Origin of the sequence: Pseudomonas sp. BN505 (assembly GCF_029873175.1) — a bacterium.
Classification (GTDB): Bacteria; Pseudomonadota; Gammaproteobacteria; order Pseudomonadales; family Pseudomonadaceae; genus Aquipseudomonas; species Aquipseudomonas putida.
Map to the genome: position 1 here is coordinate 73,841 of NZ_SSOI01000029.1, position 13,803 is coordinate 87,643.

The following is a 13,803-nucleotide window of genomic DNA, read 5'->3' on the forward strand; positions in this document are numbered from 1 at the left end:
ATCCTAAAGTGATAGCACTGTGCTTGCACGGCGCCAACGGCGATCTATGCTCAGGACACCGCGCATAAAGGAGCCCGGCGTCATGTTCGATTTCCATCGCAAATCCGATTTGGTTGAGATCCAGCGCACTCACCAGGCCTTGAGCGGCACGCAAGCCAAATTGGCGGCGATCAGCCGTTCGATGGCGATGATCGAGTTCGCCCCTGATGGCACCATTCTCGATGCCAACGAGCGTTTTTGCCAGGCCATGGGCTACAGCGCAGACGAGCTGCGGGGCAAACACCATCGGTTATTCTGCGAACCGGGCTATGCGCAAACTGCCGAGTACCAGCAGCTGTGGCGTGAACTGGGCCAGGGCAAGGCGATCAGCGGTACGTTCGAACGCCTCGACAAGGCCGGCCGCGAGGTTTGGCTGGAGGCCAGCTACATGCCGGTGCTGGACGAACAGCGCCAGGTAACCAGCGTGATCAAGGTGGCAGCCGACATCAGTCAGCGGGTCGTGCAGGAGCACGAGAGCGAGAGCCTGCTCAAGGCCATCGGTCGCTCCATGGCAGTGATCGAGTTCACCCCGCAAGGCCGTGTGATCAAGGCCAACCAGAACTTCCTCGACACCATGGGCTATCGCCTGGACGAGGTAGTTGGCCGTCATCACGGGTTGTTTTGCCTGCCGCAGGAGCGCGAATCGGCCGAGTACCGTGAGTTCTGGGCATCGCTCAACCGCGGCGAGTACCATTCGCACCGCTTCGAACGCATCAACAAGCAGGGCCAGATGGTCTATCTGGAGGCCTCCTACAACCCGATATTCGACAGCAAGGGCCGCTTGTACAAAGTGGTGAAGTTCGCCAGTGACATCACCCGTCAGGTCAGTACCCAGCAAACCGCCGCCGACGCCGCCCATGCCAGTTCCATGCAGACCGATGCCTGTGCGCGCAAGGGCACCGAGGTGGTGCAGCAGACGGTGCAGGTGATCGAGCAGATTTCCCATGAGCTGAACGAGGCTGCACGCAGCATCGATGCCGTGAGCAAGCAGTCAGATGTGATCGGCCAGATCGTGCTGACCATACGGGGCATTGCCGACCAGACCAACCTGCTGGCCCTGAACGCGGCCATCGAGGCTGCCCGAGCCGGGGATCACGGGCGCGGTTTTGCCGTGGTGGCCGACGAGGTGCGCAACCTGGCGGCGCGGACCAGCAAGGCCACCCTGGAAATCGTCGATGTCGTGCGGCAGAACCACGACCTGTCACTGCTGGCCGTGGCCAGCATGCAGTCGAGTTTGACCCGCACCGGTCATGGGGTTGCACTGGCCAATGAGGCCGGTACGGTGATCATGGAAATCCAGCAGGGTTCGCGGCACGTGGTGGATGCCATCAGCCAGATCAGCTCGACGCTTCAACTGCATTGAGTGCGTCGCTGAGCTCGTTCAGCAGGGCTTGCAGGCTGATTTGCAGTTGTTCACGTTGATCAACCGTTGGCAGGCCCCGCGCATGAGCGTTCTCGATGGCTTCGCAATCCTTGACCACGCCGCGCACCCTTATCATCTTCGCGCCGCCCTTGATGCGGTGAGCCAGGGTGCGAACGGCCTCATCGGAGGCCTCGGGTCCCAACGCGCGCAAAGAGGCGAGATCTTCGCCGACACTTATTGAAAGCTGTTCCAGCAGATGCCGCGTCAGTTGCCTGTCGTCCTGAGTCAGGTGGCGCAGTTCAGCCAAGTTGAAGCCGCTACTGCGCGGCGTCGGCTCTTGGGCGCTGCGGGCTTGGGGCAGGTGAGCCTTGAGTGTGCGCAGGCCGATCGGTTTGAACAGGCATTCGTTCATGCCGCTGGCCAGGCATCGGTCACGTTCTTCGGCCTGGGCATTGGCAGTCACGCCGAGGATCTGGCACGCCGGCAGGCCGCGTTCGGCTTCAAGGCTGCGAATGCGGCGGGTGAGTTCGTGGCCGTCCATCACCGGCATGCTGCAGTCGGTGATCACCAGGTCGAAATGCCCTGCCTGCCAGCGCTCCAGCGCGACCTGGCCATTTTCTGCCAGGGTCACGTGATGGCCCAGGGTGTGCAGTTGTCGCTCCAGCAACAGCAGGTTGGCAGGGTAGTCGTCGATTACCAGGATATTCAGCGGGCCACTGCTGCTTTCGGCTGCCGGGGTGTGCTGCTCAACAGGTTGCGGTGCCGGGCAGGCTGGCAATTGCAGGCTGACTTGCACCTTGGTGCCGACACCTTCGACGCTTTGCAGGCTCAAGTTGCCGCCCATGAGTTCGGCAAAGGTGCGGCTGATCACCAGCCCCAAGCCCGCCCCTTGGCGTGCCCGCGGTCCATCAGCCTGCACGAAGGTGTTGAACAGCCGGGCCTGATCAACGGGGCTGATGCCGATGCCGGTGTCACGCACAGACAGGTCGATAGACTGGCTACTGCCCCCCCCAGTTGGAGGTGTCAGCAAACTGGCCTGTACTTCGCCGCGGTCGGTGAACTTGATGGCGTTGCTGATCAAGTTGGACAGGATCTGCTTGAGCCGCAGCGGGTCTGCCAGCACCCAGACCGGCTCGGCAGGCAGTGCTGCGTGCAGATGCAAGCCTTTGGCCCGAGCGTTGCCTTCGAACACCCGTACTGTAGCGCGTACCAGCTCGACCAGGTTTGTAGGTACCGGTTGCAGGGTAATGTGCCCAGATTCAATACGGGAAATGTCGAGAATATCGCCAATCAGCTCAAGCAGGCCGATGGCCGAGTCATGGGCAGTCTGAAGGGTCTGGGCGTCGCAACGCCCCTTCCGGCTGTCTTCCAGGGCCAGCTCCAGCAGGCCGATCACGGCATTCATCGGGGTACGGATTTCATGGCTCATGGTGGCCAGGAAGGTGCTTTTGGTCTGGCTGGCCTGTTCGGCGTCGTCCTTGGTCTGACGCAGCTGTTCCAGCAGGCCGCGGCTCAAGGCCAGCTGCGCCTGCAGCGCGTGCTGGGCCTCGGTGCGCTGGTTGATCAGCTTGCGCAGGTAGCTGTTCCAGAACACCACGCCCGCCAGCAGCAGGGCCGACAAAACCAGTACCTGCAAGGCCAGGGTGCGGTAGTCGCGCCAAGGGCTATCGCTGACCAAGGTGCTGGTGCGCCAGCGGTTGGCCAGCTGGTCGAGCTCTTCGGGTGGAATGCTCAGCAGTGCCTTGTCGAGGATGGCCTGTAGCTGCGGCTGGTCCGCGGCCACGGCGAAAGCGGCAATGGCCGGGTCGTCGTCCAGCACGCTGGCGATGCGCAAGCGGCCCTTGAAGACATGGCTGATGTAGTAGGCGGCATTGATATGGCTGCTAAGGGCAACGTCGGCAGCCCCACCGGCCACGGCCTCCATGAGACCGAGCGGGTTGTCCACTTCCACCAGCCGGGCCTGCGGGTAGCGTTGTTGCAGCAGCGCCCGCTGCGGCGAGCCGCGTACCACGGCGATGCGCTGGCCATCCAGCGCCTTGGCCTGTGCCGGGAAAGTACTGTCGCTACGGGCAACCAGAACGCGTGGGCTGACCAGGTAGGGACGGGTATAGCGCAGTTGTTTCGCGCGATCCGCGCCATAGCCCAAGGCGCCAATCATTTGTGCATCGCCACGGGCCAGGCGCTCGACCATCGCCTGCGCCGAGTCGCTTTCGACCGCGCTGAAGTGCAGCCCTGTGCGCAGCGAAATCTGTTTCAGCAGGTCAAGTGTGATGCCGGTTGGGCGGTGTTCGGCGTCGTTGAACGTCAGTGGCGCCAACGAGGTGTTTACCAAAACATTGATGTTGGGGTGGGCCGCGATCCAGGCTTCCTCTTCCTTGCTCAAGGCGGTGAGATGGCGCTGCAGCAGCAGGCTGGTGTGGCCACTGCTCCAGCGGCGCAGGATATTCAGCCGCTCGCTGTCGGTGATGCGCGCTAGCGCCATGTCGACCAACCGACGCAAGCGAGGGTTGTCGCTGGCCAGGGCAAAGGCAAATGCCCCCGCAGGGACCTGGCAGAAGTGGTCGATTCTCAGCGTGCCCTGGTAACTCTTGCCAATCGTGAAATCGGTGCTGATGGCATCGCCCAGGTAGGCATCGGCCTCGCCCAGATCGACAGCGGCCAGCCCGGCCAGGGTCGAGCGGTACAGGCTTAACTGCGCCTTGGGGTACAGATTGCGTACGGTGCTGGCTGGCAGGTAGTGATCGACCATCGCCAGGCGCAGGCCGGCGAGGTCCGGTGTGTTCTTTAGGCTGGTTCCTTCGCGGGTGACGATGACGGGCATGTCGTCGGCATACGGGGTACTCAGGTCAAGCTGGGCATCTGCCGCCTCGAAGGCATTGGAGCTGCCCAGCAGGTCGATACTGCCCTCACGCAACGCAGCGATGGCTTCGTGGCGGTTGTCGAACCGCCGTACTTCGACGTTTATGCCCAGCTGCTCGGCAATGATGCCGGCGTAGTCTGCGCTAATGCCTTCGTAGTCCCGCAGGCTGGCGTTGAGTTCGAAGGGCGGATAGTCGGGGCGCGAACTGCCCAGCACCAGGTATTGGCGTTGCTGCAGCCAAGCCCGGTCTTGGCTGGACAGTTGCAACGGGGCTGCGGCGCTGACCGAGCGCGCCAGCAGTTGGCGAGGTTCGCTGTCGGCCAGCAGCGCGGCGGGGCCGGACAGGCCGATGGCCAGGAGCATGCACGCCAGCAGGCGCTTCATGGCGGCCGAGCGCTCAGTAGACGCTGTTGCGTTTGGCCAGGTCGACCATTTCAACCAGCGATTCGGTCTTGAGCTTTTCCATGATGCGGCCCCGGTAGGTGCTGATGGTCTTGGCACTTAGGTTCATACAGGTGCCGATATTTTTGTTGTTCTCGCCGCGCGCCAGGCGCCGCAGCACCTCCATTTCACGGTTCGACAGGCTGGCCAGGCGTACCGGTTCACTCTCCAGCGAGTTGCTGTTTACCGACATTTGCGGGAAGGTCGAATAGCCCTTGACCAAGGCCTTGAGGGCAAACAGCAGAGCTTCGTGGTCTTCTTCCTTTGTGACGAAAGCGCCGATGCCGGCATCCAGGCAGCGGCGCACGTACAGGTCGGTGGCTTGCCCGGTCAGCACCATGATCTTGGGTACTGGTTCCAGGCACTGCAGGCGTTTGATCACTTCCATGCCGTCCAGGCCGGGCAGGCCGATGTCGAGCACTACCACGTCCGGGCGCAGATCGCGGGCTACCTGCGCCACTTCGCTGCCGTTACCCACCTCACCAATGACATGAAAACGTTCACGCTCCAGTAGTAGGCGCAAAGACAGTCGGACAATGGGGTGGTCGTCGACGATCAGCACGGTTGTCATGTGGAAAACTCCTGTCAAGATGTGGTCCGCTTCCTGGAACACTCAGGAATACGTCTGCAAGTGGGTTAATCGGAAGCGCTGCAAGATACGACCAATCCCGAGGTTTGGTAATGCCGAGTATAGAAGTGTTGATAATCCGCGCGCTTGTTGTTGAAAAATCCTACAAGTAATGGGAAAGGCATCACCCTATCAAAGCGGCAATGCCGGGTTTGAGGTGTGGAGTCAGGCGCAAGCAGCGTGTGCTTTGTTCACGCGTTGGGTGGCAGCGGGGTTATTGACCAGCGCCTGGCCGACCCGCGTCGGGCGGGCCACCAGTTGGCCGGCACAGTTCGGGCAGCGGCCCTGCAGGCGCGTGTCGGCGCAGGTGCGGCAGAAGGTGCATTCGAAGGAACAGATCAGCGCATCCGGGCTGTCGCCCGGCAGGTCGGTATCGCAGCACTCGCAGTTGGGGCGTAATTCCAGCATGGGTGTGACTCCTGTTCGCAGGCGTGAACCCGGAGTCTGCTACGCCCGTGGCAATGCTGGCAATGCTCAGTCGCCAGGGCGGTACAGGTGCGCGTGCCCGGCACGGTACAAGGCCGACTCGGCGAATGGCGTATCCCCGAGCACGTGGCCTACCAGAATCAGTGCCGTGCGGCGAAAATCCTTGGCTGCCACCCGTTCGACGATATCGCCAAGGGTGCCGCGCACCCAGTCCTGGTCAGGCCATGTGGCACGATGGACCACCGCCACCGGGCAGTGCGCGCCATAGTGCGGTAGCAGTTCTTCGACGATTCGCGACAGGTGCTTGACCCCCAGGTGAATCGCCAGGGTGCTGCCATGGCACGCCAGGTCGCCCAGTTGTTCGCCGGGTGGCATTGGCGAACTGTCGCCATAGCGGGTGAGGATCACCGTCTGCGCGACCTGTGGCAGGGTCAGCTCGCAGCCAAGCAGAGCGGCGCTGGCCGCCGTGGCCGTGACCCCGGGTATGATCTGGTAATCGATGCCCAGCGCCTGCAGGTGGCGGATCTGCTCACCGATGGCGCCGTACAGGCTGGGGTCGCCGCTGTGCACCCGGGCCACGTCCTGGCCTTGTTCGTGCGCGCTGCGCATGGCGGCGATGATCTGCTCCAGGTGCAACTCGGCACTGTTGATCACGGTCTCGGCCTGGTGGCCGTCGAGCACGGCAGCAGGTACCAGTGAGCCGGCATAGATGATCACCGGGCACTGGCGGATCAGCCGTTGGCCCTTGACCGTGATCAGTTCCGGGTCGCCGGGGCCGGCACCGATGAAATACACCGTCATGGAAAGTCCTTGCAAGAAAGAGGAGCGAATTTTTCAGCAGGCCAGTGCGAGGGTCGCCGGGCCCAGTACCTGGCGGGTCAGCAGCAACCGGGCTGTGCTCCCGGGCTGCTCGCTGGCGAGGGCTAGCGCCGCGCTTTCGGCCACGCCCCAGCAGCCGCTGTGGGCATGGGCTGTGGCAGAGCGGTGGCTGAGCAGCGGCTCAAAGGCTTGCAGGTGTGCGCTATGGTACAGCACCAAGGGCAAGCCAAGGCGTGCGGCCAGTTGCTGCAAGCCGGCTTCGTCGGCCTTGAGGCTGATGCTGGCAACTCCGCACAGGTCGGCAAGCGCCAGGCCCTGGCTAGCCAGGGCTTGGTGCAGCAGGGTTTGCAGGGTGTCCGCCGGGCAGTCCCGGCGGCAGCCGAAGCCGGCGTAGAACGCTGGCATCAGGCCTGGCTGGAGCGGCGGAACAGCCACGCACTGAGCAAGCCCAGGGCCACCCAGAAGGCAGCGTTGGTCAGCCAGGAAGCCATCTTGAACTGGGTCTCCAGTGCTTCGGGAGCCAGGCTTTCATGTACTTCGGGCTGTGGAGCGCCGATCACATGGGGAAGTACCAGCAGCACGGCGCCCAGCGCCTTCAGTAGCCAGTGGCGGGCGAACACCAGCAAGGCCAGGCCAACGGCGGTGGCGCTGGCTGTGCCAATCCACCAGGCCTGGCGTTGCCCCAGGTCGGCGGCGGCAGTGCCGGGCAGCTCCGGTGGCAGCCCCAACGTCGGGGCCAGGCAGAACACGGCAAAACCGGCCAGGCCCCACAGCGCACCGGTGCCGAGACGCTTCGGTTCGCGCAGGCTGTACAGGGCGGCGAGAATCAGGGCGAAACCGACCGCAACCACCAGGTTGCCACCGGTGGTGGATAGCACCCGCTGCCAACCGTCTTCCGGCGACCAGGCTTCGGCGCTGTGCTCATGGGCGGCCACTTCGCCACCATGTTCATGCTGTGCGGCCGGGGCCGAGGATTCGTAGGTTTCCGCCTCAAGAATCAGCGGGGCGACCCAGAAGCTTTGCAGCAGGGTCAGCAGCAGGGCCGCAAGCAGCCCGCTGAAGCCCGCGGTACGGGCAATGCGCGTGATCATCAGGTGTACTCAGTGGCAGGGGAAGGCGGCGCTGTGGCGGGTGTCGTGGGCGGCGTTGTGCACGGCCTCGATGTGCGAAAAGCCGGCGAAGTACACCAGGCACAGGCCCAGCAGGCTGGCGCCGACGGCGATGACGACGCGCTGGCTGAGGGTGACGGGTGTGGCAAGGCTTTGCTGCTTGGTGCTGGTGACGGGCATGACGCGTTCCTCTGCTTTTTGTGGGCAACGGGCAAGCGCGGCATCCCCGATGCGTGGCCGCCCAGGGGAATGCAACAGCGCCCGCCCACCGCGGGGTGTTCATGAACGTCAGGCCGGTCTCCGGGCTTGCGAGGAGGAGCAGGGCTCCTGGAAAGCGTCACCTTCCCATGCCGGACTACATGGCACAGTGGTAAAGACGCTTCACTCGCTTACCGTTGCGGGGGCAGCACCGGCCTTGTCCGGCCCTGCTGGAGGGCCTGGGACGCACCGGTTTCCCGTTTCACCCCCTGTGGGGGCACCTGAACGTGAGGCATAAGGAGAGCATGGGGGCGGGGTTTGCGTCAATTGCCAAGTACCGAAGGTGCCACGCACACCTGTGGGAGCGGGTTTACCCGCGAACACCGGCTTTGCCGGTGCCATGCACCGGGCTGGATGCTTGGCGGGTGAACCCGCTCCCACAGGCCAGGAGCAAATGTGCAGATGCTTCAGAAGTCATAGGCCAGCTTGGTGTACCAATAGCCGCCACCTGGGTGGAACGGTGGGTTGCCGTACGCCGCCTGGTTGCCGTTGGCGTTGTACACGCCGTTCTTGTCGGGTCGCACATTGAAGATGTTGGTGCCACCCACACTGACGGTCAGGCTGTCGAACAGCAGGTAGGACAGGTCCAGGTCGGTGATCCACTTGGCGCCGAAGGTGCGGTCCTGGGCCTGGTTCTGCTGCCAGGTTTCGACCTTGCCGTAGCGGGTGGTCTGCAAGGTGCCGGTGAAGCTGCCCAGCAACCACTGGCTGCCCAGTACCCATTTGGTTCGCGGCGAGGCTGCCACCAGGTCGCCTTCGCGGCCATGGCCGACCACGTCGATACCGGCGGCGGCCAGCGCTGCGGGCGTACCCCGGGTGCCGCGTACGGTCGTCTTGTTCCAGTTGAAGCCCAAGGTCCAGCGCACATCGCCCCAGGCACCGAACTCGCTGGTGTGGTCGCCCACCAGGTCGAGGCCGCGGGTGCGGGTGTCGAAGGCGTTGGTGTAGTAGTTGATCCAGGTGGTGCGTGCCAGGCCCAGCGATTCGAGGATGTCGCCAATGGCACCGGCACCGGCACCGTTCTGCCGGTCGTAGAGGTTTTCGGTGAGCAGGATGCGGTCGTCAATGTCGATCAGGTAGGTGTCCAGGGTAACGCTGGTACGGCGCGCCGGTTGCCAGGTCAGGCCAAGGCCGGCGTTGCGCGATTTCTCCGGGTCGAGCTTGTCGCCGCCGAATGCCAGCGCGGCGGCACTGCCGGGCGCCACGGTGCGGCGCAAGGCCGGCACCACATTGCCGTCGGCGTCCAGCGCGGTGCGGTTGTCGCTGACGGTGTAGCCGCTCTGGGTCAGCGACGGGGCGCGGAAGCCGCTGCCCAGGGTTCCGCGTATCGCCACGGTTTCGCTCAGTTCATAGCGTGAATTGAGCTTGAAGCTGGCGGTGTTGCCCGAGTCGTCGTCGTAGTGCTCGACGCGCGCGGCGGCGCCCAGGTACCAGCGCGGCGTCAGGTCCAGGCCGAGGTCGAGGTAGGCGGCATAGTTGTTGCGCTTCACATCGGCCTCGTCTTCCGGGCGAATGGTCAGCGCAGCCTGGGCGCCCACTGCGGTCTGGCCGTTGGCCAGCGCATAGAGCGGGTTGGGTCGCCCGTCCGCCAGGGTAGCCGGGTAGGTGTAGGGCCCGACGCTGTAGGCGATGGGGGCGCCGGCAAAGGTCTGGAAGCGCTCCCAGCGGTGCTCCAGGCCGGCCGAGACGCGGGTCGGTACCGCCAGGCCGAACAGGCCGTCGAAGGCGCGGGTGAGGTCCAGGTTGTTCACCCACTGGTCAAACCGCAAGGTCGCCAGGTCATCGAACGAGGTTGGCGAGGCCGGGCCGTAGGTGGGGTTGATGGTCAGGTCGCTGGACTGCTGGTTCTTGTTGCGCCCGTAGGTGGTGGACAGGTCCCAGTCCCAGGCACCGGCGGCGCCACGTGCGCCGAGCAGCCACTGGTAGTCGGTGTCCTTGATGTTGTTGAGCGGGAAATACCCGTCGGGGAACAACTCCGGGATCGAGGCGTTGCTGTTGGGCAGGCGGTAGTTGTTGAAAGCCTCCAGCTTGCGCTCGGCATAAGTGGCGAATGAATACAGCTTCAAATCGTCGCTGATGGGCAACTCGGCGTTGTAACCGAGGTTGAAGGCGCGCAGGTCAGGGTCGCCGTTCTTCACCGCCCGGTGGTCCCAGGCGGCCTGGCGGTCGTCTTCGAAGTAGGCGCGGTAATCGGGGGCGGCCTTGTCGATCCAGTTGGCGGTGCCGCGCTTGCGTGCCTCGCCCGACAGGTGCAGGAAACCGCCGTCACCCAGGCTGAAGCCCTGGTCGCCCGCCAGCTTGATGGTTTCGCCCTGGCCGCTGTACAGCTGGCCGTAACTGCTTTCGTAGTGGCCGCCGCTGCTGGCGCTCTTGAGGATGATGTTGATCACTCCGGCCACCGCATCCGAGCCGTACTGGGCGGCGGCGCTGTCTTTCAGAACCTCGATGTGCGACACCGCACTGACCGGGATCATGTCGATATCCACGGCGTTGGCACCGCTGTTGTCGGTCGAGCCGCTGGCCGGCACGGCGCTGTTGTGGCGGCGTTTTCCATTGACCAGCACCAGGGTGTAGGCCGGGCCCAGGCTGCGGTTGCTCAGTGGCCGCACGCCGGACTGGAAGCCGGCAATGTTGGTGCCGAAGTTGAACGAGGGCAGTAGTTTGGAGATGGCCTCGGACAGCTCGGCGCGGCCGGTACGCAATAGCTGCTCGCTGCTGATCACGTCGATGGGGGCCGGGCTGTCGGCGACGGTGCGCTGGTTGCCTCGCAGGCCGGTGGAGATCACCGTGACGGTGTCCAGGCGCGGGTCTTCGGTAGTTGGGGCGGCATTGGCGAACGGGGAGAGCAGGCAGGCCAGGGGCAGGGCGAAAAGCGGTGTTCTAGACATCATGTCCTCGGAATACGGTGGAGCACGCAGGCGAATAGGCGCCAGGTCCTGATAAGGCTGGCGTAGGGTGTTGGGGAAGTGTTTGCCTGCACCGGCCTCTTCGCGGGCATGTCGAGGCGTCGAACCGCCGCGAAGAGGCCGGTGAAGCGAATGGAGATCTAGGCTGTGCGGGTGCTGCGTCCAGCCTCATGCTGTTCTACCAACGCCCGAATACGGGGAATGAGGTCCTGCCCGTATTCCACCGCATCGCGCAGCTGGTCAAAGCCGCGGAACAGGAAGGTGGTCACCCCCAGTTCGTAGTAGGCCAATGCGGCCTCGGCCACCTGGTCTGCAGTGCCTACCAGCGAGGTGGAGTTACCGGCACCGCCGCCCAACGCAGCAATCTCGGTCCACAGCCGGGTGTCATGCACCTTGCGCTGGCTGGCCAGTTGCACCAGGCGTTCGGAGCCGGCATTGCTCTTGCCGAAGTTTTTCTCGCGGCGGTTGCCCTGACGGATGCCGATGCGTTCCTGGGCATCGGCCAGAATACGCTCGGCGCGGGCCCAGGCTTCGGCCTCGGTGCCGCCCAGGATCGGTCGCAACGACAAGCTGAAGCGGATGTGCTTCTCGCGCCCGTAGCGGGCGGCAGCCTTGCGCACCTTGGCGATGCGCTCGCGTACCTGCTCCAGCGGTTCGCCCCACATCATGTAGACGTCGGCGTGCTTGGCGGCCACTTCAACCGCGGCGTCTGACGCACCGGAGAAGTAGATGGGCAAATGCTGCACCGGTTTGACCAAGGTCAGGTTGTCTTCAACGCGGTAGTGAGTGCCCAGGTGGTCGAACGGCTCCTGGCGGGTCCAGGTGTTGCGCAGTACCTGCAGGTACTCATCGGTGCGGGCATAACGGGCATCCTTGTCGAGGAAGTCGCCATCGCGCTGCAGGTCGCCGCTATCGCCGCCGGTGATGACGTTGATCGATGCCCGGCCCCCGCTCAATTGGTCAAGGGTGGCGAACTGGCGGGCAGCGAAAGTTGGCGCCTGGAAGCCCGGGCGGTGGGCGACCAGCAGGCCGATACGCTCGGTAAGCGCTGCCACGTAGCTGGCCAGGATCATCGAGTCCGGCGCACTAGTGTTGACTGCCAGCAATGCCTTGTCGAAGCCGCCATATTCCTGGGCCTGGGAGAAGGCCTTGATGAACTCAAGATCAACCAGCGGGCCACGTGGCGCCTGGGATTCGCTGCTTTCCTGCGGGCCGATGAGGCCGATGAATTCGAGGCTCATGGAACAAAACTCCTTGTCTGGGTGGGCTCAGGCAACCGCTGCCTGGCTGCGGCGCAGGGTGTTGCGGTTTTCCGGCACGCTGAGGCCGAAGTTGTCGCGCAGGGTTTTACCGGTGTACTCAGTGCGCACCAGGCCACGTGCTTGCAGCAGCGGTACCACGTGTTCGGTGAAGTACTGCAGGCCGTCGGGTAGCAACGAGTTGATGATGAAACCGTCGGCAGCGTCGTTTTCGAACCAGTGCTGCAAGGCATCGGCAACCTGCTCCGGGGTGCCGACGAAGTCCCTGCGTGGGCGCGAGAAGCGCAGTGCCAGTTCGCGCAGGCTCAGGCCTTCATCACGGGCCAGTTGCTTGAGCTGGTCCGAGGTGCCCTTGTGGCTGTCGTTGCCCAGGGTGCCCAGGTCGGGGAAGGGCGCGTCCAGGTCATGCTGGCTGAAGTCGTAGTCGTTGAAGGGGCGACCCAGGGCTACCAGGGCATCCTCGATGCTCACCAGGTTGACGGCCTGCTGGTAGCGCTGCTCGACCTCCTGGGCGTTGCGGCCGACGATGGGGCGGATGCCGGGCAGGATGAATAGTGCGTCGGGGTCGCGGCCATGGCGCGCGGCACGCTGCTTGAGGTCCTGGTAATAGGCGTGGGCATCGTCGAACGATTCCGGGCTGACAAAAATGGCGTCGGCGTTTTGCGCCGCGAAGTTGCGACCGTCTTCCGACACGCCAGCCTGGAAGATCAGGGGCTGCCCTTGGGGCGAACGCTGGATGTTCAGTGGGCCCTTGACCTTGAAGTACTCGCCCTGGTGGCCGAGGGTGTGCAGTTTGGCCGGGTCGAAGAACTGCCCACTTTGCTTGTCGCGGGTAAAGGCGTCGTCTTCCCACGAGTCCCACAGCCCCTTGACCACATCCACATGCTCACGGGCAATCCGGTAACGCACGGCATGCGGCGGGTGTTCAGCCTTGCCGAAGTTGTCGGCGGTGCCGGAAAGCCAGGAAGTCACCACGTTCCAGCCAGCACGCCCGCCGCTGATCAGGTCCAGCGAGGCGAATTGGCGTGCTACCTGGAACGGCTCGGTGTAGCTGACCGTGACCGTGGCCACCAGGCCGATGTGCTCGGTAACCGCAGCCAGCGCCGAAAGGATCGTCAGCGGCTCGAAACGGTTGAGGTAGTGCGGGCTTGAGCGGGCGTGAATGTGCAGGCTGTCGGCGATGAAGGCGAAGTCGAACTTTGCCGCCTCGGCCAGCTTTGCCTGCTGTTTGTAGAAGCCGAAATTGACACTGGCATCGGCCAACGCCTCTGGGTGGCGCCATTCGCCCCAGCCGTGGCCGACGCCATGGATCATGGCGCCCAGGCGGATCTGTCGTTTGCTCATCGGAGTACCTGTGGGTTGTGTTGCAAAGGGAATGGGGACAGCCATGCGTCACCTGGCCCGTGGGCGAAGATGAAGCAGGGGTGCGGGTGAGAGAGGTGGCATGCGTGCAAGGCTCCTGGGGTGGTCGTGGTGGACGGCCTCCGCCAGGAAAGGGGTCGGTCTGGAGTGACCTTAGCGGGTGTGGGGCGGGGTTGTGAAAGGCTTTTTTGTTCTATGCTAATTATGAAAAATGAAAATAACAGTAGTGCTTAATAATGCAGGCTATGCATTTTCAGTCGGGCGCTGATCTGAGATTTCTGGGGGCGCTTTGCGCCCCATTCGCGGCACAAGGCCGCTCCTACAAGGGACCGC

11 protein-coding genes and 1 riboswitch are annotated in these 13,803 nt (G+C 63.9%); of the genes, 1 reads left to right on the forward strand and 10 read right to left on the reverse strand.

All coding sequences use genetic code 11. The features are described from left to right. Positions 1 to 82: 82 nt before the first annotated feature. Positions 83 to 1,402, forward strand: coding sequence for a PAS domain-containing methyl-accepting chemotaxis protein (locus E8E78_RS07445; RefSeq protein ID WP_016499889.1), 1,320 nt, complete (start codon positions 83 to 85; stop codon positions 1,400 to 1,402). Here E8E78_RS07445 and E8E78_RS07450 read toward each other — a convergent pair. From E8E78_RS07450 to E8E78_RS07495, 10 genes are all read right to left on the reverse strand, one after another. After that, the gene (locus E8E78_RS07450) at positions 1,377 to 4,646 is read right to left on the reverse strand and encodes a transporter substrate-binding domain-containing protein (protein WP_280311651.1); all 3,270 of its coding nucleotides are present in this window, start codon (positions 4,644 to 4,646) and stop codon (positions 1,377 to 1,379) included. The two genes, E8E78_RS07445 and E8E78_RS07450, sit on opposite strands and share 26 nt — an antisense overlap. 13 nt (positions 4,647 to 4,659) lie before the next feature. Continuing rightward, positions 4,660 to 5,274 carry a response regulator transcription factor gene (locus E8E78_RS07455; RefSeq protein WP_049277853.1) on the reverse strand — a complete coding sequence of 205 codons (615 nt, stop codon included), beginning with the start codon at positions 5,272 to 5,274 and terminating at the stop codon, positions 4,660 to 4,662. A 222-nt stretch (positions 5,275 to 5,496) separates the two neighbouring features. Next, complete coding sequence (locus tag E8E78_RS07460) at positions 5,497 to 5,739, reverse strand: DUF1272 domain-containing protein (protein WP_049277855.1); 243 nt, start codon at positions 5,737 to 5,739, stop codon at positions 5,497 to 5,499. Between the two features lie 66 nt (positions 5,740 to 5,805). Beyond that, on the reverse strand, positions 5,806 to 6,558 hold the full coding sequence (gene cobM, locus E8E78_RS07465; RefSeq protein WP_280311652.1) for a precorrin-4 C(11)-methyltransferase: 753 nt from the start codon (positions 6,556 to 6,558) through the stop codon (positions 5,806 to 5,808). 33 nt (positions 6,559 to 6,591) lie between these two features. Then, positions 6,592 to 6,981, reverse strand: a complete 390-nt coding sequence (locus tag E8E78_RS07470; RefSeq protein WP_061203878.1) for a cobalamin biosynthesis protein — start codon at positions 6,979 to 6,981, stop codon at positions 6,592 to 6,594. Beyond that, the gene (locus E8E78_RS07475) at positions 6,981 to 7,667 is read right to left on the reverse strand and encodes a CbtA family protein (protein ID WP_061203877.1); all 687 of its coding nucleotides are present in this window, start codon (positions 7,665 to 7,667) and stop codon (positions 6,981 to 6,983) included. The genes E8E78_RS07470 and E8E78_RS07475 overlap by 1 nt, the downstream gene beginning before the upstream one ends. A 9-nt stretch (positions 7,668 to 7,676) precedes the next feature. Beyond that, positions 7,677 to 7,865, reverse strand: a complete 189-nt coding sequence (locus E8E78_RS07480; RefSeq protein WP_049275370.1) for a CbtB domain-containing protein — start codon at positions 7,863 to 7,865, stop codon at positions 7,677 to 7,679. Between the two features lie 93 nt (positions 7,866 to 7,958). After that, positions 7,959 to 8,183, reverse strand: a riboswitch (cobalamin riboswitch). 167 nt (positions 8,184 to 8,350) lie between these two features. Further along, positions 8,351 to 10,831 (reverse strand): TonB-dependent receptor, encoded by a 2,481-nt coding sequence (locus E8E78_RS07485; RefSeq protein ID WP_280311653.1) that lies wholly within the window; start codon positions 10,829 to 10,831, stop codon positions 8,351 to 8,353. A gap of 158 nt (positions 10,832 to 10,989) precedes the next feature. Next, positions 10,990 to 12,090, reverse strand: coding sequence for an LLM class flavin-dependent oxidoreductase (locus tag E8E78_RS07490; RefSeq protein WP_049275368.1), 1,101 nt, complete (start codon positions 12,088 to 12,090; stop codon positions 10,990 to 10,992). 27 nt (positions 12,091 to 12,117) lie between these two features. Further along, positions 12,118 to 13,452, reverse strand: a complete 1,335-nt coding sequence (locus E8E78_RS07495) for an LLM class flavin-dependent oxidoreductase (protein WP_049275367.1) — start codon at positions 13,450 to 13,452, stop codon at positions 12,118 to 12,120. Positions 13,453 to 13,803 lie beyond the last annotated feature (351 nt).